Origin of the sequence: Carnimonas nigrificans ATCC BAA-78, assembly GCF_000526695.1 — a bacterium.
Taxonomy (GTDB): Bacteria; Pseudomonadota; Gammaproteobacteria; order Pseudomonadales; family Halomonadaceae; genus Carnimonas; species Carnimonas nigrificans.
This window is the reverse complement of record NZ_JAGO01000012.1, coordinates 105860-130647: the sequence shown is the minus strand read 5'-3', so window position 1 is coordinate 130647 and position 24788 is coordinate 105860. Positions and strand designations below refer to the sequence as shown.

Genomic DNA, 24788 nt, shown 5'->3' with positions numbered 1-24788 from the left:
CGACCAATAACGTCGCGGCGATACCGCCTACGTCATCGCTATCCTCATGAAATCATGGGCTTTAAACGCAACGAGCGCGGCCCGATGGCCACGCTCGCTACACATCCATACCTTCAAGGGATAGCCCTCAAAAGAGAGGCTTCCCGCTATTTTACCTGACCACCGTGGGCCTGCTTGTCGGCGTGGTAGCTTGAGCGCACCAGCGGCCCTGAGGCTACGTGGGTAAAGCCCATTTCATACCCTTTGTCGGCGTACCACTCAAAGGTTTTGGGCGGCACCCAGCGGTCAATGGGTAGGTGACTGCGCGATGGCTGCATATACTGCCCAATTGTCAGCATATCCACGTCATGTGCGCGTAGATCGCGCATCACTTCAAGAATCTGCTCGTCGGTTTCGCCTACCCCCACCATCAGACCGGATTTGGTCATGATATCGGGGCGAACTTCCTTGTAGCGTTTGAGCAGATCCAGCGACCACTGGTAATCGGCCCCCGGGCGCACCTTGCGATAGAGCGACGGCACCGTTTCGAGATTGTGGTTGAACACATCCGGCGGCTCTTGCGCAAGCACCTCCAGCGCGACCTCCATGCGCCCACGGAAATCGGGCACCAGCGTCTCGATTTCGATGTTGGGGCTGCGCTTTCTGATCTCGCGAATACACTCCAGGAAGTGATTGGCACCTCCGTCACGCAGGTCATCGCGGTCTACCGAGGTAATCACCACATAGCGCAGACGCATGTCGGCAATCGCTTCGGCCAGCTCACGCGGCTCGTTTTCATTCAGCGCATTGGGACGCCCGTGCGCCACGTCACAAAACGGGCAGCGACGGGTGCAGATATCCCCCATAATCATGAAGGTGGCGGTGCCGTTGCTGAAGCACTCGCCCAGGTTGGGGCACGACGCCTCTTCGCATACCGAATGCAGGCCATGCTCGCGCAGCGTATTCTTGATGCGCGTGACTTCCGGCGAGATCGGCATTCTAACCTTCAGCCAATCAGGCTTTTTCGGCAGCGTTTCGGTCGGAATGACCTTGACCGGAATACGCGCCATCTTGTCGGCGCCACGCAGTTTTACACCACGTTCAACGCGATTGGCGCGCGCGTTTGTCCTGTTGGCGGTTGTCTCACTCATCGGCTTGTCCTGGCTCATCTGTTGTGTGGACTACGCTGTCGGGCAGCCCGTCACGGTGATTCATGATAAGGCGTTGCGTCACGCCCTGCTGCGCCAATGCTGCGGTGAAGGCAGCCAGCCATCGTGGCGCTTCGCTGGCACAGCTCGGTGCATCGCTGACCCACTCACTGAGCTGGGTCATCTTCATTCCTGCATAACCACAAGGGTCTATACGCAGGAAGGGGGCCAAATCCATCGCGATATTGTACGCAACACCGTGAAAGCTGCACCCTCTTCTGATGCGCAGCCCGAGCGATGCAATTTTCATTTCGCCCTGCTGCGGATGCTCAACGTAGACACCGGGCGCATCGGGACGGGCATAAGCGGTCAGATTATGGGCGGCACAGGCTCCCACAATAGAACCTTCCAGCGCCGAGACCAAGGCCCGCACGCCAATTCCCAGACGCTTGATATCCAGCAGCACGTAGGCCACCAGCTGACCGGGGCCATGATAGGTCACCTGGCCGCCGCGGTCGGACTGCACCACGGGAATATCCCCGACATCAAGCAAATGATCGGGGCGCCCTGCCTGCCCTTGGGTAAAGACCGGCGGGTGCTGCACCAGCCAGATCTGATCGCGGTCGGCAGCATGTCGCTGGGCCGTGTAGTGGTGCATGGCCGCCAGCGTCAGGCTATAAGGCATCACCCCAAGCTGATAGACATCAACAGGGTGTTCAGCCTCGCTCTCGGCCTGTGGCACTGGTGTGCTCATGCTAGATCACCATATGGACGTGACCGGTCGCCTTCAACGCAGCGAACAGCTCCTTGAGCTGCTGCTCGCTGGTCGCACGAATGGTGACGCGCAGCGAACGAAAGCGGCCGTTGCGGCTATCCTGCGCCGAGACCGTGCGCGGATCAACACCAGGCGCGAACTGCTCCACCACCGCAAGCATCTGCACTTTGAAGTCGTCGCTGGCATCGCCCACGATCTTGATCGGATAGTCGGTGGGGAAATCTATTTTCGGCGGAAGCTGTCCTTGCGCTGAGGCATCCACCTTCGCGCTGTCAGGCATCACGACCGGCTTGTCTGAATTGGGGAACTTCATGAATAAATCTCCTGACGGAAACGCCAGTGTTAAACGCAATGAGCAGCGCCTGGCGCTGCTCATTGATGACCGGTTTAGAACCAGCCAGTGACGGTACGAACGATGCTATCCCAGCCCTTGCGGATAAAGCCACCTTCGTCATCGGCTTCAAGCGCGACCAGCGGACGCGAAGTGACCACTTCGCCATCATGAACAATGGAGAGCTTGCCCAGCACCTGCCCTTTGCTGATGGGCGCATCGAGATCGGATTCCATTTCAACCCGCTGCGACAAACCTTTCATCTTGTTCTGCGGCAGGGTGACATAGACATCCTGCGGGAAGCCAACCGGCACAGTGGTATTGGCACCTCCCCACACGCGCGCGTTCTGCACCACATGGCCTGCATCAAACAGCTTGCGGGTGTGGAAGTAGCGGAAGCCGTAGGAGATCAGCTTGAGCGTTTCCTGAGCGCGTGCGGCTTCGCTGGTGGTCCCCAGCACCACGGCAATCATGCGGCTGCCATTCTCGGTGCCCGAAGCCACCATGCAATAGCCCGCAGCGTCGGTATGACCGGTTTTAAGGCCGTCGATGCGCTTGTCACGCCACAGCAGCAGGTTGCGGTTGGGCTGACGGATGCCGTTGTAGACGAATTCCTTCTCTTTATAGAGCTTATAGTGCTCGGGATAGTCGTCGGTGATGTGCCGCGACAGCTCCGCCAGATCATAGGCTGAAGAGTAGTGGTTATCGTGCGGCAGGCCAGTAGCGTTGACGAAGTGGGTATCTTTCAGGCCCAGCATTTGCGCATGCTGATTCATCAACTGAGCGAAGGAGTCTTCGCTGCCACCGATATGTTCAGCCATGGTGACCGCAGCGTCGTTACCCGACTGCACCACAATGCCGCTCATCAGCTCGTCGATGGAGACGCGTGTGTTGGGCTTGAGGAACATCCGCGAACCGCCGGTACGCCATGCGTGTTCGCTGACCAGCGCCTGATCGTCGCCGTGCAGACGGCCAGCGGCCATTTCGTACTCGGCAAGGTAAGCGGTCATCAGCTTGGTCAGGCTGGCGGGCGGCAAACGCTTGTGCTCATCATGGGCATAAATGACATCGCCACTGGCAGCATCCATCAATACCCAGGAAGTTGCGGCTATCTTGGGGGGATCAGGCATGAAATCCTGCGGACTGATGGAAGGCTGCTGTGAGTCGGGTACCGGCCCGTCAGCGGCATTTGCAACAGAAGCGCCGGCAAAGGTGAGCAGCGCCACAAATCCCAGGTTGCGCCAGCGTTTTACTAGAAGTGCGTTTTGCATCATGGCGAATATTTTCTCTCTATCGTGATAGTGAAGCAGCCAGCGCTCCCGCCTGGGCCATCCCGGCAACGGGCATGCGCGCTTCATCTGTTATGGCGTATCGGCCACCGTCATGGGCCGAGCGTAACCCAATGCTTCAAGCTGGCGCCGTGCACTCTCGACATCGGCAGATGAGGCCCAGGGGCCGATCTGCACACGGTACATGCCGTTGAACGGCACTACTCTGCCGCTAACGCCCAGCTTGCTCGCCAGCGTTTGACGCAGCTGTTCGGCAGCGGAGACATTGCCCACTGCCGCAACTTGCAAATAGGTGCTACCACTGCCTGAACCGGCAGTAGCCTGCGGCTGCGATGAAGCACCTGGCGACGACGCTGCCGCAGGCGTACTCGCTTCATCGCGGGCATTCCAGTGCCGTGGATCAATCGCTTCTACCTTCACCCGAGCCGTGCCCTGGTCAAGATAGCCAAGCTTGTAGGCCGCAGCATAGGAGAGATCAATGATGCGGTCACTATGAAAGGGACCGCGATCGTTCACCTTGACAATGACATGGCGACCATTGGCAAGGTTGGTAACCCGCACATAAGTGGGGAGCGGCAACGTCTTGTGAGCGGCGGACATGCCATACATGTCGTAACGCTCGCCATTGGAGGTCGCATAACCGTTGAACTTGGTGCCGTAAAACGACGCCAGCCCCACTTCACTGTAGCCGTTGGCATCATCCAGCACCCGATAGGTTTTCCCCAGCACATTATAGGTAGGGCCATTGCCCCCCTTTGAGCGCGGTTCAACGCGGGGGACCGCATCCTTCACGCTGGAGAGATCCTTGTGCCCACTCGGGTAGGCATCGGTATCGCTGGCGTAACGCCCTGCGTTTGGCCCACCTCCACCACCCGCACAGCCAGCCAAAACCAGTACCGTCAGCGCAGCGCTCAGCGCCCCCAAAAGTGTCGTGCGAAAACCCATTAGTGCTTAAGTGCCTCTTTAATCTGCTCGGCCAGCTCGGCCACTGCCATGGCGTAAAGGTGGCTGCGATTATACAGCGTGATGACGTGGAAATTGGTGGTACCCAGCCACCAATCAAGATGCCCATCCGCGTAGTCGAGCGCTATCGGCGTGACTCGCTCGTCGCGCTCAAGGGGCACCAGCGGCTGAACGCCGTTATCCCTCAACTCGGCGTTGGTGGCGCTGGGCGCATCAATCGAGTTGACTGGCAGGTCGCTGGGCATCTCGCGCTCGGGGCCGCGCGCGGGCAGCGCTACCGGCACACCGTGCACCCAGCCATGCTCGGCAAAATAGTTGGCGACACTGCCTATCGCATCGCTCGGCTCATCCACGAGATCGCGCACGCCGTTACCGTTGAAATCCACCGCATAGGCTGAATAGCTTGAAGGGATGAACTGTGAATAGCCAAAGGCACCGGCATAGGAGCCTTTGATGGCAAGGGGATCAAGGTGCTGCTGCTGTGTCAGCGTCAGGTAGGCTTCCAGCTCCTTGCGGAAGAACTGGTGACGAGGTGGGTAATCGAAGGCAAGCGTCGAGAGCGCATCAATCACGCGAATATTGCCCTTGCTCCTGCCGTAGGAGGTTTCAACGCCGAGAATGGCCGCAATGATTTCACGCGGCACACCGTATTCACGCTCGGCGCGTTCGAAATCATCGAGATGTTCGGCGATAAACTCCACCCCCTGATTCACCCGCTGCGGCTGAATGAATATCTTGCGATATTGATCCCAGCGCAGGTGATGCTCGGCAGGCCGTGACATGGCATCAAGCACCTTCTGGCTGCGCTGGGCATGGCTCATGATCTCCGCCAGCCTGTCAGCGTCCAACTGCTGATGCTCGGCAAGCTGATCAATCATTGCCGCTACCCTGGGGTGAGTATCGGGAGCGTAATTTTCTGTCTGGGCCGACGCCAACGGAGCTGCCGACAGCAGCACAACGGGCAGTAGCCAGCTACGCAGCGCACGACGCCGAGCAGTGGCTACCGGCGAGGCAACCCGATGTGTGGTCGCCGCATCATCAATCATGGTGGGAAATTGCCTCAACAAACCGACATTCCTGTCACTTGATAGGGATACCCACGCCCTGCTTCCTTGCAGGGCCTGGCGCATTACCGCGACACCAGCCGACGCTGGGTGCCAATCGACATCAGGATACCGAACCCGGCCAGCAAGGTCACGCTGGCGGTGCCCCCGTAGCTGATTAATGGCAGTGGCACCCCGACAACCGGCATAAGGCCACTGACCATGCCGATATTCACCACCACATAGATGAAGAAGATCAGCGCCAGACTGCCCGCAGCAAGTCGGCCAAAGGTATCCTGCGCGCGCGAGGCCAGTATCATGCCACGGAACACTACCACCAGATACCCAAACAGCAACAGACACACGCCCACCAGCCCGAACTCCTCGGCCAGCACCGCCACGATGAAATCGGTATGACTTTCCGGCAGAAACTGCAAGTGGGATTGAGAACCGTGGGTCCAGCCCTTGCCGAAGATGCCGCCAGAGCCGATCGCGGTTTTCGACTGAATGATATTCCACCCAGCGCCCAGTGGATCGGTTTCCGGACTCAGGAAGGTCATGACCCGCTGCTGCTGGTAGTCATACATGTTGAACCACAGCAGGGGCAAGGCAGCCGCGATAACCAGCACGCAGAGACCAATCAGCCGCCATGAAATACCGGCAAACAGAATCACGAAACAGCCACCGAAAGTCACCAGCATGGCGGTGCCCAGGTCGGGCTGGTCCATGATTAGCGCCACCGGCACCATCAACAGGATCAGGCACACCAGCAGATCCAGCCAGGAAAGCGGCAGACTGCGGCGCGACAGATAGGTCGCCAGGGTCAACGGCATCACGATCTTCATCAATTCCGACGGCTGAAAACGCCCTATGCCGGGAATAATCAGCCAACGCTGCGCGCCCATGGCGTGATAGCCGAGCGCCGCCACTGCCACCAGCAGCGCCACCACCACCACATAAATCAGCGGCGTCCAGCGCACCATCACTGAGGGAGGAATCTGCGCAATGGCGATCATCAGCACCAGCGCCATCGCAAAACGCAGCGCTTGCGCCTCGACCATGAAGGTACTTTCGCCCGCAGCGCTATAGAGCACCACTAGACCGCCCAGCATAATGACGCACAGCGCCCCTACCAGCCACAGATCAATATGCAGCGCATCCAGGCCAAAAAAGCGCGAGCGCCGTTGTTTGCGCCGGATCACGCGCGTGACAGCATCAAGCATGGTTATCTAGCGCCCCCCTTCATCGCCCAGCGGCGGCAGCGAATGCATATCATTGGATGTTTCCGGTGTTTTGCCCGACGGCATGCGAGTATCCGGCAGCGTCACTTCGCGGGAGCGCGTCGAGTGCATCCACTCATCGACCATCCGCTTGCCGATGGGCGCGGCTGCCGAGTTGCCCCAGCCGCCATTCTCAACGATAACCGCAACCGCAATCTGCGGATTGTCCACGGGAGCAAATGCCGAGAACAGCGAGTGATCGCGCAGCCGCTCCGCAACTTCATGGGCGTTGTAGCGGGCATTCTGCCCCACCGTGAAGACCTGCGCCGTGCCGGTTTTCGCAGCCATGGAGTAATCACGGTTGCGCAGGGTGGCCGAATTGTCCGCCACCGATTTCATGCCGTCGATAATCACATTCCAATCACTGGGATTGTTGAGCTTGATATCAGGGGGCGTGCCTTCAAACGGCGGATTGACGGGGGCATCGTTGACCCCGGCCAGCAGATGCGGACGCACCCAATGGCCGCGATTCGCCAGCACCGAGAGCGAAGTCGCCATTTGCAGCGGCGTCGCCAGAAAATAGCCTTGCCCTACGCCGACCGACAGCGTTTCTCCGGAATACCAGGGCTTGTTAAAGCGCTTGCGTTTCCACTCAGGACTGGGCAACACCCCAGGGCGCGCGCCATAGACATCCAGCGCGGTATCGGTGCCGTAACCGAAATGTTGCAGGAAGTCGTCGATCCCCTGGATACCCATCAAATGCGCGAGATTGAAGAAATAGGTGTCGTTGGAGAGCGCGATGGCGCGGTGCATGTTGAGCGTGCCGTGCCCGGGACGAAACCAGTTGCGGTAGCGATGGGGATCGTTGGGCAGCCGGTAATAGCCAGGGTCAAAGACCGTATCCTGAGGGCGGATCACCTGCTGCTGAAGACCCGCCAGCGCCATGTAGGGCTTGACCGTCGAGGCCGGCGGATACTCACCGCGCGAGGCTCGGGTATAGAGCGGCAAATCCTTGTCATTTTGCAGACGCTGGTAATCCTTGGTGCTGATGCCGGTGACGAAGGCGTTGGCATCAAAGCCCGGTGACGACACCATGGCGATAATCTGCCCGGTCGCTGGCTGGATCGCCACGATCGCACCACGTCTGCCTTCCAGCAGATTCATGCCGAGCTGCTGCATATGGCTGTCAACGGTCAGGGTCAAATCCTTGCCCTTGACCGGCGCGGTACGGTCAATTTCGCCCAGCACGCGACCGTGGGCGTTGGTCTCCACCCGCCTCATGCCCACCTTGCCATGCAGAATATCTTCATACTGGCGTTCGATACCGAGCTTGCCGACAAAGTGAGTACCGGCGTAATTGCTGTTATCGAGGCGATTCATGTCATCGCGGTTCATCCGCCCGACGTAGCCAAGCACATGGGACATCGGCACGCTTTGGGTGTAATGACGCAACAACTGGGGTTCGACATCAACGCCGGGCAGGCGGTAGCGATTGAGCGACAGGCGCGCAATTTGCCACTCGTTCAGATCACTGAGCAGAAGCGCTGAATCGTAGGGCCGCTGGCGCTGGCGGGAGCGCTCGATCAGGGTCGCGCGCATGGTATCGGGAAGCGCGAGCACATTGACAATGCGATCAATGGTGGCATCGGCATCTTCAGCCTGCTCGCGCGTAATCATCAGGTTGTAGGTGGGCCGGTTTTCGGCAAGCAGCAGCCCATTGCGGTCATAGATCAGCCCGCGCGAAGGGGGCAGCGGCTCCACACGAATGCGGTTGCTGTCAGACTGCATCACGTAGAGCTTGTGCTGATATATTTGCAGGAACACCATGCGCCCCACCAGTACGGCCGCAAGCGCGACAACCGCTACCGAGGCGACTATGCAGCGTCGCCGAAATAACGCAATCTCGGCGGCGGAGTCCTTGATCTCCGGGGGCTTGCCGCGCCGCCCGAAGAACAATTGGCGTAAACCTTCAAACATTCACCAATACCATTTCATAAGCCGTGCGCCCTTTTCATCAGCAGAAAAGAGCGCACGGCGTCTCGCCTCAAGTATGTCGCACTAGCGGTGATACGGATGCCCGATGGTCAGGGTCCAGGCGCGATAGAGCTGCTCGGCCAGCACAATACGCACCAGCGGATGCGGCAAGGTCAGCGGTGACAGCGACCAGCGGCGATCGGCCCGCGCCAGGCAGCGTTCATCAAGGCCATCAGGCCCACCGATGAGAAACGCCACATCGCGCCCACCCAGTTTCCACTGTTCCAGATTGTCGGCCAGATCGTGGGTGCTCCACGGCTTGCCCTTGACATCCAGCGCCACCACTTCGGGGTTGCCCTTCAGCCTTTCAAGCACGGCATCGCCTTCGCTGGAAATCGCTCTGGCAATGTCAGCGTTCTTGCCGCGTACGCCCGGCGCGATCTCCTCGATGTCGAGGGTACACTCACGCGGCATGCGTTTTTTGTATTCATCCACGCCGCTGACCACCCATGCGGGCATGCGAGTGCCCACCGCCAGCATCCTCAGCTTCATTGCTGAATGTCGCTACGATCCAGAGGCAGATCGCTCCACAGTTTTTCGAGATCGTACAGCTTGCGCGTATCGGGCAGCATGACGTGCACCACCACATCGCCCACATCCACCAGCACCCAATCGGCACCGCCGCGCCCTTCTACGCCGAGGGGCTGAACGCCGGCTTCCTTGAGCTTGGTTACCACGCTGTTCGCGATGGCACTCACATGGCGGCTGGACGTACCGCTGGCGATAATCATGACATCCGTCACGCTGGTCAGTTCGGCAACGTCGATTTCGACGATATCCTGAGCCTTGAGATCGTCGAGCGCATCGACCACCAGGGCCGCGAGAGATTCTTTTTGCATAGTAGTCAGGACGGTATCCTATGAATAAGTCTTGGCATTACGAGGAGGAGCGGCGGGATCAATGGTCACCTTGAGCGGCAATACCCGCTACACAGCGCCTTGCAGTTGCCCGCCCCTGAATCAAGGCGCGTATTCTATATCATTTATAGCAGCGCGACTTGCTTCATTGTGACAGCTATGGGGAAGAAGCGATATCCATTCGGGCTGCTGCGTCTTTTTACCAGCGAAGTGTGCACACTTGAAGTCTGGGAGCAGGCCCCCTCCGGGGAATTGCCTGCTGCTCAGATAGTGTACGAAGGCTACTCGGCGGCACGGTAGAAGCGCTGTTGCGAGATCAGCTCCTCAACTTGCTCAGGAACCAGATAACGAATGCTCTGCCCTTTGACAATTCGCCCACGCAGGTCAGTAGCGGAAACATCCATGGGAGAAGGCAGCGTAAGCCGCATGAAATGACCACAGGGCGCGGAAAAAAGCGCTTCTACCGAGTCAACCTGGCGAGGTTCGACCAGATTCAGCAACGCTTGCGAGGGTGAAAAGTCGCTGCCCGGGCGATCAATCACCACCACATGCGCCACGTCGAATAGCGCTTCCACCTGATACCACTGATCAAAATGGCGATAGCTGTCCATGCCAATCGCCATCACCAGCCGTGCGTTAACGCCATATTCTTCGCGCAGTGATTGCAGCGTCAGCAGCGACCACGACGGCCCGTCACGCTCCACTTCCCGCGCGTCGGCGATCAAGCCGGGGGTATCGCCTACCCCCGCCCTGACCATCGCCAGGCGATCGTCAGCCGAGATGCCGGGCGTTTCACGGTGCGGCGGCAGCCGGTTGACGATCATATGGACATTCTCGATGCCCAAAACTTCGCGCAACTCAACCGCCGAGCGCAGATGCCCGATATGAATGGGATCGAAGGTTCCGCCGAACATGGCAACACGATGCTCAGCCACGCAGTTGCCCTCGCCCTGTGACCAGGTATTTCTGGGTGGTCAATCCTTCCAGACCGACCGGGCCACGCGCATGGAGTTTGTCGGTGGAGATGCCGATTTCCGCGCCCAGTCCATACTCTGCACCGTCAGCGAAGCAGGTAGGAGCGTTGACCACCACCGAGCTGGAGTCCACTGCGCGGGTAAAGCGCTGCACATTGCCGAGATGATCGGAGACGATGCTGTCGGTGTGGTGAGAGCCATAACGGTTGATGTGCTCGATCGCAGCATCGACATCCGCGACAACCTTGATGGACAGGACCGGCCCCAGGTATTCGCTTGACCAGTCGCTGCCACTGGCCGCCACCGCATCGGGATAGAGGCGCTGCACCTGTTCACAGCCGCGCACTTCGACGCCGTGCTCGCTCAGACGCTGGGCAATTACCGGCACGAATGCCTCGGCGACCTGCTGATTCACCAGCAAGGTTTCCATCGCGCCGCAAATGCCATAACGATATGTTTTAGCATTGAAGGCAATATCAGCGGCGCTGTTCAGATCAGCATCTTCATCGACATACACATGACAGATTCCATCAAGGTGCTTGAGCACCGGCACCCGTGCTTCATTACTGATACGCTCGATCAGCGAACGGCCACCGCGAGGAATAATCAGGTCGATATAATCGCTGGCGCGTACCATTTCACCGACAATTTCGCGGTCGGTATACGCCACCACCTGCACCGCTGCTTCGGGCAGACCCGCTTCCTTCAGCCCTTGAGAGATACAGGACGCAATCGCCGCTACCGAATGGCGAGCCTCGGAACCGGCGCGCAAAATGCAGACATTGCCTGATTTCAGGCACAGCGCTGCCGCATCAATGGTGACGTTGGGGCGCGATTCAAAGATGATGCCGATCACCCCGATCGGCACGCGCATCTTGCCGATTTCAAGGCCGTTGCGTTGGCGTTTCACGCCATCCAGCTGCCCGACAGGATCATCAAGCGAGGCCACCGTCGCCAGACCGCTAATCATGCCGTCGATGCGGCCATCGGTCAGCTCAAGCCGATCCACCAGCGCGCTTTCAAGCCCCCGCGCCCGCGCAGCTTCAAGATCACGCTGGTTGGCTTCCTTGATTTGCTGGCGCGCCTGATCGAGACGCTCGGCAATTTTATCCAGTGCCAAATTCTTGGTGCGTGTATCTGCAATCGCCAGTGTACCCGCTACCTGCCGTGCCTGTTGGCCCAGCTCTTTTACATACGTGGCCGCATTTACGTGCTGCTCAGTCATCCGGGATCTCCTGGTGCGTTCATCGAACCACAAGCGCTGTTGCTCGCTCAACGTCAATGACCTCACTATAAGGCACAGCTCGCACAGGTACAAAAACGCCACTGATGACAGCGACTTGAGAGGCTTCTTTCGTATACACTGGAGCGCTATAAAGACGAGCGAACGTGTGGCATGACCACCTCTTCCACATCGCCACAGTAGCCAAAGGCGCTCGATAACGCATGGATATTGCAGGAAACAACGCATGAGTCTCGCTTTCTGGACTGACTACCTGACTCAAGCGCCCTGGGCGCTTCTCATCGTGATTGCACTGTTTGCTGCACTGGAATCTGTTGCCATTATCGGATTGATACTGCCGGGCACGGTGATGATGACCATGGTCGCATCACTGGCGGGCACCGCCGGCCTTTCAGTGCCGGGCGTGCTGATCAGCGGTGCCATTGGTGCCGTTATCGGCGATGGTATCAGCTACTGGCTGGGCAAAAGCCAGCGTCATCGTCTGCATCGGGTGTGGCCGTTTTCCAAAAACTCAGGCTGGCTTGATCGCGGACAGCAGTTTTTCCAGCGCTACGGCGCACTGTCGGTGCTGCTGGGGCGCTTCGTGGGGCCGGTGCGCCCTATCGTGCCGATGATCGCGGGCATGCTAAACATGCCGACCTGGCGTTTCACGCTGGTCAATGTACTTTCCGCCATCGGCTGGGCACCGCTTTATATCCTGCCGGGCTACTATCTGGGCCATGCCTGGCAGGAGACCCAGGCCCTGTCGCAAGACACCACCATGTGGCTGATTCAGTTTGTCTTTATTGCCTTCATCGCGCTGCTGAGCTTTTCATGGCTGCGCAACCTGTTTTCGCGCCCACGCATCGGCTATCGCAGCGTTCTGAACTGGGCGCGTCACACCCGCTTTGGCCGGCGCTTATGGCGGCGCAGCCAGCGGGTCTGCAACAGCCACGAGCCACCGGTAGCCGCTGCCCTGCTGCTGCTGATCAGCCTGATTACTTTTATTGCCTGGACCTGGATCGTCATTGCCCATCGCGATCAACCGCTGGCAATTGATGTGCGCAGCTATCGGCTATTCACCGAACTGGCAACTCACCACTGGACGCAGCAGGTGGCCCATACCATCGACCTGATGGCTGACCGTATCGGGATTGGCATGTTCATGCTGCCGTGGATGCTATGGTGGCTCTACCGTCGCTACTATGCGCTGGTGCTGCACTGGCTGGCTGCCGGCATCCTGCTCAGTATCAGCGTGGTGCTAATCAAGCACGGCATTGGCCGCGTTCGCCCTGGCACCGCCGACTATCTTGCCCACTCATTTTCCTACCCCAGTGCGCATACCGCGGTGGCCGTGGTCGTGCTCGGTCTCGGGGCAGCCTTTGTTGCTGCGCGTCTTCCCGCCGCCTGGCGCAACTGGCCCTACTGGTGCGCTACGCTGGCCGCCATGACCGTGGCGATATCGCGGCTTGCCTATGGGGTGCACTGGGCGAGTGATCTGATTGGCGGCGCCTTGCTCGGCCTGACCATCTGTGCGGCGATACGCAGCAGCTATCCCTTCTTTGCCAAACAGCGTATTTCAAGGGCGCGCTGGGGCTGGGTGCTGGCGCTCTCCATTGTGCTGCTTGCGCTGCGTCTGGCCTTTCCCACGCTACACTGACCGCCACGCATTCAGCGGAGTAGCGCAATAACAGCGACTTCACGGCGCTGCCCTTCTTCCGCATACGAAAAAGGGAGTGCCTGAGCACTCCCTAAGCGACTGATTTCCTGCTTTTCGACAGGGCATTTATCATTTGAGAAGCCTTCCCGGCTCTCTATTCGTCCTTCCTTCTGCCTTCCTTCCCTTATCACAAGCAGGGAAACTCTCTAGAGAAGCCTCTGTTACTGCTGCGCCAAGGCATCCAGCAGCTTTTGATGGAAGCCGTCGAAGCTGCCGTTGCTCATGCCGACGATCAGATCACCAGGCTGTGCCTCTTCAATCAGCGCCGCAATCAATGCCTCGATAGAGGTAAATACCTGCGCGGGCACCTTGCTGGCATGGGCAACCTCATCGAGGGACCAGTCGAGGTGCGGTGGCTGATACCAGTACACCGCATCGGCGTTGGCAGCGGCATCTGCAAGACGGTCGCGCATGGCGCCAAGTTTCATGGTGTTGGAGCGCGGCTCAATCACTGCAAGCACCCGCCCCTGCTGATGGCGAGCTTGAAGCCCCTCAAGCGTCTGGGCGATGGCCGTGGGGTGATGCGCGAAGTCATCCATCACCGTGACGCCTGCAACGCTGCCGCGCACTTCCTGGCGCCGACGGGGTGCCTTGAAATGGCAGAGGGCCTGCGCTGCGGTAGCCAGCGGCACACCCACTGCATATGCCGCCGCCGCTGCCGCGAGCGCATTATGCTGATTGTAGCTGCCGCTTAAATTCCACTCGACGCTGGCTGTCTGATCGCCATAACGCAGCGTGAAGCACTGGCCGCCAGCCGTTGCATTCAGAAGCTGCCAGTCGCTGTCAGGGGAGTCGCCGAAGCGCGCGACGGGTGTCCAGCAGCCCATTTCAAGCACCCGCTCAAGCGCTGGCTGTTCAGCGGCGACCAACAGCTGACCGCTGCCGGGCACCGTGCGCACTAGATGATGAAACTGCCGTTTGATAGCAGCAAGATCAGGAAAAATATCGGCGTGATCGTATTCAAGGTTATTGAGCACCGCCACATCAGGGCGATAGTGAACAAACTTGGAACGCTTATCGAAGAAGGCGCTGTCATACTCATCCGCCTCGACCACAAAGGGGGCCTGCTGATCGCCAATACGCGCCGACACCTCAAAATTGCCAGGCACACCACCGATCAGAAAACCGGGCTTCATTCCTGCAAACTCAAGAATCCACGCCAGCATGCTCACCGTCGTGGTTTTGCCATGCGTACCGGCAACCGCCAGCACCTGACGATCACCGAGCACCTGTTCACGCAGAAGCTGTGGGCCGCTCACATAGTGCAGGCGCTGATCAAGCACGGCTTCCACTTCCGGATTACCGCGCGAAAGCGCATTGCCGATCACCACAAGGTCGGGGCGCGGCGACAGATTGTCCGCGCTGAAACCGTCGATCAGGGTAATGCCCTGCTCTTCCAGCTGAGTACTCATTGGCGGGTAGACATTGGCATCGGAGCCGGTCACCCGATGCCCTTGAGCGCGCGCCAACAGCGCGAGGCTGCCCATAAAGGTGCCACAGATCCCCACCACATGAATGTGCATTAACCAAAACCTTAACGTTGAATTTCTATTGCAAAAAACCTGGCGAGGCGATTCGAGCACACTGCCAGGCGTTGCTCAACCCTATCGTTACCAGTACCACCAGCTAATCAGCCAGCCCAGCATCAACGATAGCGCAATCAACCGCCATATCAGCAGTTGCCGCGAGCTGCTCAGTCGCGATTGGGTAGTTTGCGCATCGGCACGCCGCAACCCTACCAGCAGCTCATAAAGGCGCCGAAAACGCATGCTGCGCTTGGGCGACACCGCGCGCTGCAGCACGTTATCAAGAGAAGCCGGTGCACTCCCTACCCAGCGCGTGAGCGGTATGTATTCCAGCGCATCCAGATCCTGTTCGGAGTGCAGCTTGCGTGCCATCGGTTTGAACGGCAGATAGCCCCGGCGGGCATGGCCGGGAGCCGACCGCCCCTTTTTGACCCGATCGGCGGAAGCCGAATAGCTCAGCAACCAGTAGATTATCGAGGCGAGGGAATACTGATCGCTGCGCCGCCCCACTTCCAGCCCCAGCGTATACTCGGGCGCGGCAAATTCGCCAAGACCGACCCCTTGCGCCAATGAGCGCGCCATCTCTGAGGGTGTATCACGCGGACAGCAGGCCACAAAATCGACCAGCACCACCTGCCCATGGCGATCTACCACGAAGCTCTCAGGGCTCAGCGACTGATGCAGAAAGTCGCGGCGGTGCAGCGCGCTGACAGCCTTGGTCATCTGGCGGCCAATTTCCAGACGCTGCGCCAGCCCAATGTCTGCGTGCTGGCGAATCCACTCACCGAGCACGTCACCTTCTATATAGTGGGTCAGATAGTAGTGGCAGGAAGGCGCTCGGCGCGGCGTTTCAAGACGATTGACATGGGGGGAGCGCAGCGCAGCGAGCATCTCGCGCTGACGATCAAACAGATAGAGATAGTCGTTGCTGCCCGACATGTCAGGCGCAGGTGCCGCCATCAGCAAGCGATCACCACTGGCGGCATCCCGTACGCGATAAATACGCTGCTGATCGCTGCGGGAAACCACCTCTTCGATCCAGTAGCCGTCGAGATCATCACCAGGGGACAGCTCAGGGGGCAAGGGCAGATAGTCGTTGTCACTGGCCGGCGGCCACAGCTCCTCCAGACGATCCACACGCATGAGCTGGAAACAGATCGCTTCGGCTGCGACCCCGCGCGCAGCGGCCAGTTCAGCCGCTCTATCGGCCAGTGCGGCACAGGCCGCGTCCAGGTCGTCGCTGTTCTCACGTACGAGCTGTACATAATCGCTGGGAAGCAGAATTCCGCGCACTGCCTGAGTGGTAAACAGAAACAGATCACCCTGCACCAACGGCAGCATCAGGTAATCAAGATCGAGACTGGCATCCATGCCGAGCGCCCGCGAAGGGTAGCGATAACCGCCCAGATCGGTGACGTGCTCACGTGTAAGCTGCTCTATTTCAGCGCCGCGCAGCCGGTAAACCACCGTATCTCCCGCGTGAAACAGATGGCCCTGATCGCGATGAAGGATCAGCGCCGAGAGCGAGCTAACGTAGCTGCCGCTGGTCACAAAACGGCTTTGACTGAAACACCAGCCGTTAAGCGCTAGCAGCACACGGGTAGCAGCACGCTTGATTGTCCACTCGGCGGGCGTCGAGCTGTAATCGGCGAGAAATCCTTTAATCGCAAGATCAGCGGCCTGTTGGGCAATGGCATTACGCGAAGGAGAGTCCGCAATCAGCGCGCAGGCTCCAAACCGGTCACGCATATCGCTCTCGGCCAACTGCACCGCTGCCGCAGAGCGCTGCTGACGCTCGGACGATAGACATGCCTGACCAACGCTTACCCTTAACCCCATTGGCGCCACTCTCCTTGCCACTCCTGTTGTAGGCATTCGCTCTTCTGGCTGCAAGCTTGCCACAACCCTGCACGCTTCGCGATATCCGCATGCGCACTAGGGCGGCGGTCATTCATGCCATCAATCTTTACCTGTAATATTTTCATAAGGAAACGCCTGCACGCTTCCGGTAATGTCGGGCGCACAGCACGTCAAGGAAGGCCCACAATGAGCATCGAGCTTTATGAAATTGAACAGCACATGGCGCGCTTCGAGCCGTTTTCCCGACTTCCCGCGCCGCTTTTGCAAGCGGTCGCCAATGCGGTTGAAATCAGCTACTTCAAGGCTGGCGAGCAGATACTCACCCGCGATCAGCCCCTCGAACACGTCTGCTATATAAGAAGTGGCGCTGTCGAGCTTTACCAGCGCGATGGCACCACCCTGTTCAATCGTCTGGGGGAAGGCGATCTGTTCGGTTACACCGACCTTGCCCGCAAGCGTGCGGTACGTTATCCGGTCACCGCCATTGAAGACAGCCTGATCTACTATATCGACGCCGCCACCTTCGAGCAGGTCGCCGATGAATGTGAAGAGTTCGCTGAGTTTGTGGATGTCAGCGGGCGGCTCAAGCACGTTTTTGAGCAGCAGCGCCAAAGCAGCCCCCTGCTGTCAACCAAGGCACGACAGCTAGTGCAAATGAAGCCGCTGCTGGCAACGGCGAGCATGTCACTCTCGGAAGCGGCCAGCATGATGCAGGAGCAGCACGTCACCTGTGTGCTGGTAACGGAACCGTGCGATAGCACCTTGCCCCTTGCCTTTCTGGATGACGAAGACCATCCCGTGATGCTGGTAGGCATCGTGACCGACCGGGACATGTGTACCCGTGTAGTGGCAGAAGCCATCTCCCCACAGGCTTCCCTTCGGGAAATCATGACATCAAGGCGCATTATCACGACTCAGGCCAGTGATTCAGCTTACGAAGCGATGCTCAAAATGCTGGATGAGCGCATTCAGCACCTTCCGATACTGAATGGCAAACGGCCCATTGGCGTACTGCAATTGGCTGACCTGCTGCGTTTTGAAACTTCCAACAACCTCTTTCTGATCAATACCATCCTGCGTCAGCCTTCCACCGAGGGGCTTGTCAGGCTGTCGCAGGATGTACGCCGCGACTTTGTCAGTATGGTCGAGCAGCAAAGCGGCAGTGACATGATCAGCCGCGCGCTGTCGCTGACCGGGCGCGCCTTCGTGCATCGCCTCTGCGAGTTGGCAGAAGAGCAGTTTGGGCCGCCGCCGGTGCCCTATGCCATGATGGTGCTGGGCTCCATGGCGCGTGAGGAAGTGACCATTACCTCAGATCAGGATAATGCGTTAATCATTGCCGACAGCTATCAGGAGAGCCTTCACGGCGACTACTTCAAACAGCTGGCCGAGTTCGTCACTGACCACATGGCCGAGTGCGGCTACGCCTATTGCAGCGGTGAGATCATGGCTTCCAACGCTAAATGGCGCCAACCGCTATCGGTATGGCGCCATTACTTCAGTGACTGGATCGCCACCCCCACGCCTGAACACCTGCTGGAAAGCTCGATATTTTTCGATCTTGCCTGCGCACATGGAGAAGAGAGCTTTGTCCAGGAGCTGCGTGAATTGATCGCCCAGCAGGCGTCCAGCAACCCGCGCTTTCTGGCGGCGATGGCCCGTAATGCCAATAATCGCACGCCGCCCCTGGGCTTTTTCCGCACCTTCGTGATGGAGCAGGACGGTGCCGAGCGCCGCTCTATTAACCTGAAGCGGCGTGGTACGGCGCCACTGAGTGATGTCATTCGCGTACATGCACTGGCCTGTGGTTCTACCCAGCAAAGTACCCTGGGGCGCCTTGATGACATTGCTCACACTCAGCTCGTCACCGCCGAGATGATCAAGCGTTTACGCTATGCGTTTGAGTATTTATCAACGCTGCGCATCAATCATCAGGCGGCGGCTATCAGTCAAGGAGAAGCTCCCGACAACAGCGTAGAGCCCGACACCTTCAGCCGCAGCGAACGCCACCATCTGCGTGAAGCCTTTGAAACCCTCAGGGACGCCCAGAAATTCCTGGGCTTCCGCTATCCGCTCAAAGGAAACCGGGAGCGTCATTCATGAAGCGCGTTCGCCAGCATAAAACGCCTTCGTGGAGTGACTATCTCACCGCCCGCATCGCCCAGTGCCAGCATCCCCGCATTGCGTCGCTGCTAAGCCAACTGCCTGATCCTGCAACGCCGCTGGCTGAAACGCCCATGGTCGCCATGGATTTTGAGACCACCGGACTTGATGCCAACCACAACGACATCATCAGTATCGGGCTGGTGCCCTTCAGCCTCGACCGCATCCAGCCGGCTGCCGGCAATTACTGGCTGCTCGCCCCGCCCAGCGGCCTTAAGCGCAGCTCAGTCACCTTTCACCGCATCACTCATTCGGAACTGGAGGATGCGCCGGATCTGGCACTGGTGCTTGATGACATTCTCAATGCCCTGACCGGGCGACTGGTGGTGGTGCACTATCGACAGCTTGAGCGCTCGTTCCTGCACAATGCGGTACGTGACCGGCTCGGAGAGCAACTGCTGTTTCCCATGCTCGACACCATGTCGATTGAAGCGCACCTTCACCGGCAATCGTGGTGGGCGCGACTGCGCCGCTGGAGCGGTCGCCCCGCCACCTCGATTCGCCTGCACGAGAGCCGCCAGCGTTACCACCTTCCGCCTTATACGGGACATCACGCCTATGTGGATGCCTTGGCTACAGCGGAGCTGTTGCAGGCCCAGATTCGCTACCATTTCTCACCGGAGCTGCCCTGCGGCGAGCTATGGCGTTAAGCCAGCGCTCCCTCCCATTGCGAGAGATTGGCTCAATCGCCAGAAGTATCGCCAGGAAGCACCTACTTCCACTCAAGCTGAATAGCCTCCAGAGCTACCCCCTCCCCTGAAACGCAAAAGCGCCCGCTGTGTCATGAGCGAGCGCGAAGCGTTACTTCCATCAGGCGGCGATTGACCATTTCCCCTCAATAAAATGGGCGACCCGCAGGCCGCCCATGATGGCAATCAACTGACAATGCCGCTGCGGTTATGACGCAAGATGCATTTTGCCAGGCCGCGGCTCAGTGCGAAGCCCCTGCACAATGCTAAAGCAGGCCGCCAGCAGCACCAGCATAAACGGCAGCCCCGTGGTCAATACCGCCGTTTGCAAGGCACCCAGTCCACCGCCCAATAGCAGTGCAATGGCAACCACGCCTTCAATGACAGCCCAGAACACGCGCTGCGGTACCGGTGCATCGACCTTGCCGCCCGCGGTGATGGAGTCAATGACCAGCGAACCCGAGTCAGATGACGTAATAAAGAACATCATGACCAGGATAATGCCAATGAACGACGAGATGGACGCCAGCGGCAGCTGTGACAGCACTTCAAAGAGCTGAAGCTCGATGGCCGCATCCCTGGCACCTTCAAAGCCTTGATTGACGAGCTGATCAATAGCCACTTCACCGAATACGGTCATCCAGATGGCACCTACAACGGTAGGTACAATCAGTACCGCAATCAGGAACTCGCGTACTGTACGACCGCGGCTGACGCGCGCAATGAACATGCCGACAAAAGGCGACCAGGAGATCCACCACGCCCAGTAGAACACTGTCCAGTTATGCACGAAGGTCTCGTCCGTGCTGCGCACTGGATTGGAGAGTTCCGGCAAATAGGTAATATAACCCCACAGGTTAGAGAAGAAGTCGGTGCATAGCGCAAGGGTAGGACCTACCACAAACAGGAATACCAGCAGCAGCAGTGCCAGCCCCATATTCAGTTCGGACAGACGCTTGACGCCCTTCTCGACTCCCAGAACAACCGAGAGCAGCGCTATCAGGGTAATCCCGATAATCAGAACCACTATCGTGGTATTCGTATTGGGAATGCCAAACAGATGCTCAAGCCCGGCTGCCCCCTGTGAGGCGCCCAGTCCCAGCGATGTTGCCAAACCAAAGAGCGTGGCAAATACGGCCAGAATATCAATGATGTGGCCCGGCCAGCCCCAGACACGGTCACCCAGAATCGGGTAGAACACCGAACGCATGGTCAGCGGCAGTCCCTTGTTGAAGCAGAACAGCGCCAGCGCCAGTGCAACAACTGAATAGATGGCCCAAGGGTGCAGACCCCAGTGGAAGATGGTCGCGGCCATCGCCAGATGCCTGGAGCCTTCTGCATCTCCCGGCAGTCCGCCAAGCGGTGCATCGGAGCCACCCGCCATGGATGTACCCATATGCCCCAGCGGCTCTCCCACACCGTAGAAGATCAGGCCAATGCCCATACCGGCGGCAAACAGCATCGCAAGCCAGCTTAGATAGTTGAAGTCAGGCTTGGCATCAACCCCACCCAGACGCACCTTGCTCAGCGGGGTAAAAATCAGCACGATCGAAAAAATGACGAAAATATTCGCCACGGCAAGAAACATCCAGCTCAAGTCTTCCTTGAGGAAGCCATCGGCGGCATTGAACATGCCACTCGCGGTGGTCGGAAAGACCAGCGTGAAGATCACGAATGCAACAATGACCAATGAAGACACGATAAATACAGTGCTGTGCAGGTCAACATTGATGCCAAAACGGGATGTCTGAATATTATCCTGGCCCACCTTATAATCAGTATCAATCTGATTCACGGCACCGTCTGGCGCCGGCACACCATCCGGGGCGCTGTTGGCACTCTGCGACTGATCGTTACTGCTCACAAATTAGCTCCTCTCTTTTTATGTCAATGACTCCAAGATGATTATTATAACGTTAGGCATTAGATGACGAAGCGTCAAATCAAAGACAACGTTACCCTTTTCTATCCTATCGTGATGCCTTCAACGAAAGATTAAGGAAACCTTTTGAAGGTCGAGACAAGCATTATTCGCAGGCTGGTTAAATGCCATGGCACGTCACTACCTTCCCTGCTGCTATCCGGATATTGCATCAAGGACGTACTTTTCCTCCCGTGAAGTTGGTAATCCTTTAGCGCTATTCGTATACTCTCACCTACCAATTTGCGAACTAGGCATTCAAGGTCCGAACATGAGTTTTTCAAGCATTACGCCAGGAAAAGACGTACCGGAAGATATTTACGTCGTTATCGAGATTCCCACCAATCACGCGCCCATCAAGTATGAAGTGGATAAAGACGCCGATGCGCTGATGGTGGATCGCTTCCTCGCTACTCCGATGTTCTATCCTGCCAACTATGGCTATATCTCCCAGACGCTGGCCGATGATGGCGATCCGGCAGATGCGCTGGTGGTCACTCCCTATCCGGTACAGCCCGGCAGCGTTATCCGTGCGCGTCCGGTGGGTGTACTGCGCATGACCGACGAGGCTGGCGTTGATGCCAAGCTCATCTGTGTACCGCACACCAAACTGACCAAGGCGTACGACGACGTCCAAAATATCGGCGACCTGCCCGAGCTGCTGCGTCAGCAGATCGTTCACTTCTTCGAGAACTACAAGGATCTCGAAAAAGGCAAGTGGGTCAAGGTTGAAGGCTGGGGCGACAAGGATGTTGCTACCAAGCTGATTACCCAGGCGGTAGAAGCCTACAAGGCCGAGCAGCAGTAATTCCTGCAAAGGCCAGCAAATGCCCGCTTATGCGGGCATTTTTATTGGCAGAAAGGGCGTAGCTCGACGCCAGCTTTTGCCACCAAGCGCCTTGCACGCCTTGAACGGAAGGCTTTCGCTTCCATGGCGCTGTTCTGCCTACACCGATCAGCCCCCGGTAACGTCTGGGCGCGCTGGTCAATCTTCTCCTTCCCAGCAGTTGCGCATCACTGTTACGGCCCTCATTATGAGAACGCCGCGCGACTGTCGGATCAAGAGAACTTCCATGCGTTATCTATTTTCCCTGCTGCTGATGCTGGCCACCCTGCTGGCATTGCCGCTCTCCCATGCAGATTCACTGTTCCAGCAGGACCCTCTGCCAGGCTCTGCCAAGAGCAACCCTGCGAACGCTTCGCCTTCGTCGTTCGCCGGCGGCAGCGCACAGCACAGTGATTTTCTACCTGTTGACCAAGCGTTCAAGCTGCACAGTTGGCGGGATCAGGATAATGTCTGGATCGGTATCGAGATTCATCCCGGCTACTATCTATACCGTGATCGCATTCATCTGAAGGCGGCGGATAACGACCTGACGCTGGGCGACCCTGAGCTGCCCGCGGGCGAATTCAAATCCGACCGTTTCATGGGCGATGTCAGCGTGTTTCACCAGCAACTGGTGTTTCATGCGCCGATCAAACAGCGCAATGGCGAAGCTCCAAAGGTGACGCTCGATTATCAGGGCTGTGCCGAAAAAGGGCTTTGCTACGCTCCTGAACACCGCACGTTAACGGTCGATCCCGGCCCGCGCCCCGCGCTGTTCGATCAGCCCCGTGCCAGCAGCGCTACGCCCCCAGCGGCTTCGGGGAGCGAGGCACCTTCCTCATCAGCCACGGCGGATAGCGCCCCCGCGAGTACTTCCTCATCGGTCAGCGCCTGGCAATTGCTGCTGCTGTTTTTCGCTGGTGCAGGGCTGGTGCTAACGCCGTGCGTGCTGCCCATGCTGCCGATCATTTCAGCCCTGATTGTCGGCCAGAATGCTTCCCTTAAACGCGCCCTGCTGCTATCGGGCTGTTATGTGGCGGGCATGGTCATTACCTATGCCGCCCTTGGCATGGTGGTAGGTCTGATTGGTGGCGGGCTGAACCTTCAGGCGCATATGCAATCACCCTGGGTGGTGGTGCCCTTCGCCCTGCTTTTCGTGCTGCTGGCGCTCTTTACCAATGAATGGATCAGGCTGCCCAACACCGGTTGGGGTCAGCGCACCGCCGCGCTGGAGGAGCGCTATCGCCAGATGGGGCCAGTGGGGCTGGTGGTAGCAGGGGCAGTATCAACGCTGGTGGTCAGCCCGTGCCTATCGGCACCGCTCGCGGGCGTACTGACCTATCTATCGACCACCGGTAATGCGCTGAGCGGCGCGCTGTCACTGCTCGCCCTGGGTCTCGGCATGGGTATTCCGCTGATGCTGGTCAGCGTCTTCGGCAGCCGTATCGTGCCGCGCCGGGGGGCCTGGATGGAGCGTGTTCGCAACCTCTGTGCGCTGGCGCTGCTGGCCGTTGCGCTATGGCTGGTGGACGGATGGCTTCCCGCCGCGCTGGTGCTGGGCGGTAATGCTGTACTGATGCTGGCTGCCGCGCTCTATCTCGGCGCCTTTGAACACAAGGCACCCCATTTGCTGCGCGCCGTGGCGCTGATGCTGGCGGGCTGGGCGCTGTGCTGTCTGGTAGGGGCCGCGATGGGCAATGGCGATCCGCTCAAGCCCCTGGCAATGGCTGCGCCCTCCACAGCGCCCGCTTCGAATGAAGCCACACCTGCTCAGAAGCCTGATTTCACCACTCTTTCAAGCATTGACCAGCTCGACAGAGAAATTGCTCAGGCAGCCCAGCAAGGAAGGCCGGTGATGGTCGATCTGTACGCTGACTGGTGTGTGGCCTGCAAAGCGATGGAAGCCGACCTGTTCACGCGCCCAGATGTCGCGAATGCACTGGGTAAAGTGACGCTGATTCGCTTCGATGTCACCGACAACAGCGAGGATGCGCGCCGCCTGCTGAAGCGTTACGGGCTTTACGGGCCGCCCACCTTGCTGTTCTTCAGCGATGATAAAGAGCGGCGCGACCTGCGCCTGCAAGGGGAGCCAAGCGCAGAGCAGCTCATCGAGGCGATCAACAAAATCGACTAACAGCGTCGATCTACTGCCTATCGCTACTGGACAGTCACGATAATTTTGGGCAAAATCCGCTTCCAACCGTTACAAAGGCACAAACGTCGACAATCGTGACGCCATCTTGCCGGT

The 24788-nt window shown here is 58.6% G+C and carries 20 protein-coding genes; 5 read left to right on the top strand and 15 right to left on the bottom strand.

Annotated elements, in window-relative coordinates; genetic code table 11:
• Window positions 1-146 precede the first annotated feature (146 nt).
• From lipA to L881_RS0106590, 12 genes are all read right to left on the bottom strand, one after another.
• Entirely contained in the window at window positions 147-1130 is a 984-nt protein-coding gene (lipA, locus tag L881_RS0106645; RefSeq protein WP_025732919.1) for a lipoyl synthase, read from the bottom strand.
• Window positions 1123-1881 carry a lipoyl(octanoyl) transferase LipB gene (gene lipB, locus L881_RS0106640; RefSeq protein ID WP_034578778.1) on the bottom strand — a complete coding sequence of 253 codons (759 nt, stop codon included), beginning with the start codon at window positions 1879-1881 and terminating at the stop codon, window positions 1123-1125. Before lipB ends, lipA begins: the two co-directional genes overlap by 8 nt.
• Window position 1882: 1 nt before the next feature.
• A complete protein-coding gene (locus L881_RS0106635) occupies window positions 1883-2215 on the bottom strand; it encodes an HP0495 family protein (RefSeq protein ID WP_342664099.1) in 333 nt (110 codons plus the stop codon).
• A gap of 74 nt (window positions 2216-2289) precedes the next feature.
• Window positions 2290-3507, bottom strand: a complete 1218-nt coding sequence (locus L881_RS0106630) for a D-alanyl-D-alanine carboxypeptidase family protein (RefSeq protein ID WP_025732916.1) — start codon at window positions 3505-3507, stop codon at window positions 2290-2292.
• A gap of 87 nt (window positions 3508-3594) precedes the next feature.
• On the bottom strand, window positions 3595-4467 hold the full coding sequence (locus tag L881_RS14055) for a septal ring lytic transglycosylase RlpA family protein (protein WP_025732915.1): 873 nt from the start codon (window positions 4465-4467) through the stop codon (window positions 3595-3597).
• Entirely contained in the window at window positions 4467-5552 is a 1086-nt protein-coding gene (gene mltB / locus L881_RS0106620) for a lytic murein transglycosylase B (RefSeq protein WP_245587939.1), read from the bottom strand. The genes L881_RS14055 and mltB overlap by 1 nt, the downstream gene beginning before the upstream one ends.
• A gap of 62 nt (window positions 5553-5614) precedes the next feature.
• A complete protein-coding gene (gene rodA / locus L881_RS0106615) occupies window positions 5615-6751 on the bottom strand; it encodes a rod shape-determining protein RodA (protein ID WP_025732913.1) in 1137 nt (378 codons plus the stop codon).
• Between the two features lie 6 nt (window positions 6752-6757).
• Entirely contained in the window at window positions 6758-8725 is a 1968-nt protein-coding gene (gene mrdA / locus L881_RS0106610) for a penicillin-binding protein 2 (RefSeq protein ID WP_025732912.1), read from the bottom strand.
• 81 nt (window positions 8726-8806) lie between these two features.
• Window positions 8807-9274 (bottom strand): 23S rRNA (pseudouridine(1915)-N(3))-methyltransferase RlmH, encoded by a 468-nt coding sequence (rlmH, locus tag L881_RS0106605; RefSeq protein WP_025732911.1) that lies wholly within the window; start codon window positions 9272-9274, stop codon window positions 8807-8809.
• On the bottom strand, window positions 9271-9621 hold the full coding sequence (rsfS, locus tag L881_RS0106600; protein ID WP_025732910.1) for a ribosome silencing factor: 351 nt from the start codon (window positions 9619-9621) through the stop codon (window positions 9271-9273). Before rsfS ends, rlmH begins: the two co-directional genes overlap by 4 nt.
• Before the next feature lie 299 nt (window positions 9622-9920).
• The gene (gene nadD, locus L881_RS0106595; RefSeq protein ID WP_025732909.1) at window positions 9921-10574 is read right to left on the bottom strand and encodes a nicotinate-nucleotide adenylyltransferase; all 654 of its coding nucleotides are present in this window, start codon (window positions 10572-10574) and stop codon (window positions 9921-9923) included.
• Window positions 10567-11838: a glutamate-5-semialdehyde dehydrogenase gene (locus L881_RS0106590; RefSeq protein ID WP_025732908.1), complete on the bottom strand. Its 1272-nt coding sequence runs from the start codon at window positions 11836-11838 to the stop codon at window positions 10567-10569. Before L881_RS0106590 ends, nadD begins: the two co-directional genes overlap by 8 nt.
• 244 nt (window positions 11839-12082) lie before the next feature.
• On the opposite strand from L881_RS0106590, the gene L881_RS0106585 reads away from it, so the two are divergent.
• Window positions 12083-13495 (top strand): bifunctional DedA family/phosphatase PAP2 family protein, encoded by a 1413-nt coding sequence (locus L881_RS0106585; protein WP_025732907.1) that lies wholly within the window; start codon window positions 12083-12085, stop codon window positions 13493-13495.
• A gap of 221 nt (window positions 13496-13716) precedes the next feature.
• On the opposite strand, the gene mpl is transcribed toward L881_RS0106585, so the two are convergent.
• Both mpl and L881_RS0106575 read right to left on the bottom strand, forming a co-directional pair.
• Window positions 13717-15078 carry a UDP-N-acetylmuramate:L-alanyl-gamma-D-glutamyl-meso-diaminopimelate ligase gene (gene mpl, locus L881_RS0106580; RefSeq protein WP_025732906.1) on the bottom strand — a complete coding sequence of 454 codons (1362 nt, stop codon included), beginning with the start codon at window positions 15076-15078 and terminating at the stop codon, window positions 13717-13719.
• A gap of 87 nt (window positions 15079-15165) precedes the next feature.
• On the bottom strand, window positions 15166-16920 hold the full coding sequence (locus L881_RS0106575) for a protein kinase domain-containing protein (protein WP_051464817.1): 1755 nt from the start codon (window positions 16918-16920) through the stop codon (window positions 15166-15168).
• A gap of 207 nt (window positions 16921-17127) precedes the next feature.
• Between L881_RS0106575 and L881_RS0106565 the strand changes: the two genes are divergently transcribed.
• Together L881_RS0106565 and L881_RS0106560 are read left to right on the top strand one after the other, a co-directional pair.
• On the top strand, window positions 17128-19044 hold the full coding sequence (locus tag L881_RS0106565) for a putative nucleotidyltransferase substrate binding domain-containing protein (protein ID WP_025732904.1): 1917 nt from the start codon (window positions 17128-17130) through the stop codon (window positions 19042-19044).
• Window positions 19041-19754: a 3'-5' exonuclease gene (locus L881_RS0106560; RefSeq protein ID WP_025732903.1), complete on the top strand. Its 714-nt coding sequence runs from the start codon at window positions 19041-19043 to the stop codon at window positions 19752-19754. Before L881_RS0106565 ends, L881_RS0106560 begins: the two co-directional genes overlap by 4 nt.
• 247 nt (window positions 19755-20001) lie before the next feature.
• Here the strand turns inward: L881_RS0106560 and L881_RS0106555 are convergent, their stop codons facing one another.
• On the bottom strand, window positions 20002-21657 hold the full coding sequence (locus L881_RS0106555) for a BCCT family transporter (RefSeq protein WP_025732902.1): 1656 nt from the start codon (window positions 21655-21657) through the stop codon (window positions 20002-20004).
• Between the two features lie 328 nt (window positions 21658-21985).
• Here L881_RS0106555 and ppa point away from each other — a divergent pair, with 328 nt between their 5' ends.
• Window positions 21986-22522 carry an inorganic diphosphatase gene (ppa, locus tag L881_RS0106550; RefSeq protein ID WP_025732901.1) on the top strand — a complete coding sequence of 179 codons (537 nt, stop codon included), beginning with the start codon at window positions 21986-21988 and terminating at the stop codon, window positions 22520-22522.
• A gap of 265 nt (window positions 22523-22787) precedes the next feature.
• Complete coding sequence (gene dsbD, locus L881_RS12955; RefSeq protein ID WP_051464816.1) at window positions 22788-24674, top strand: protein-disulfide reductase DsbD; 1887 nt, start codon at window positions 22788-22790, stop codon at window positions 24672-24674.
• The last annotated feature ends 114 nt before the right edge of the window (window positions 24675-24788 follow it).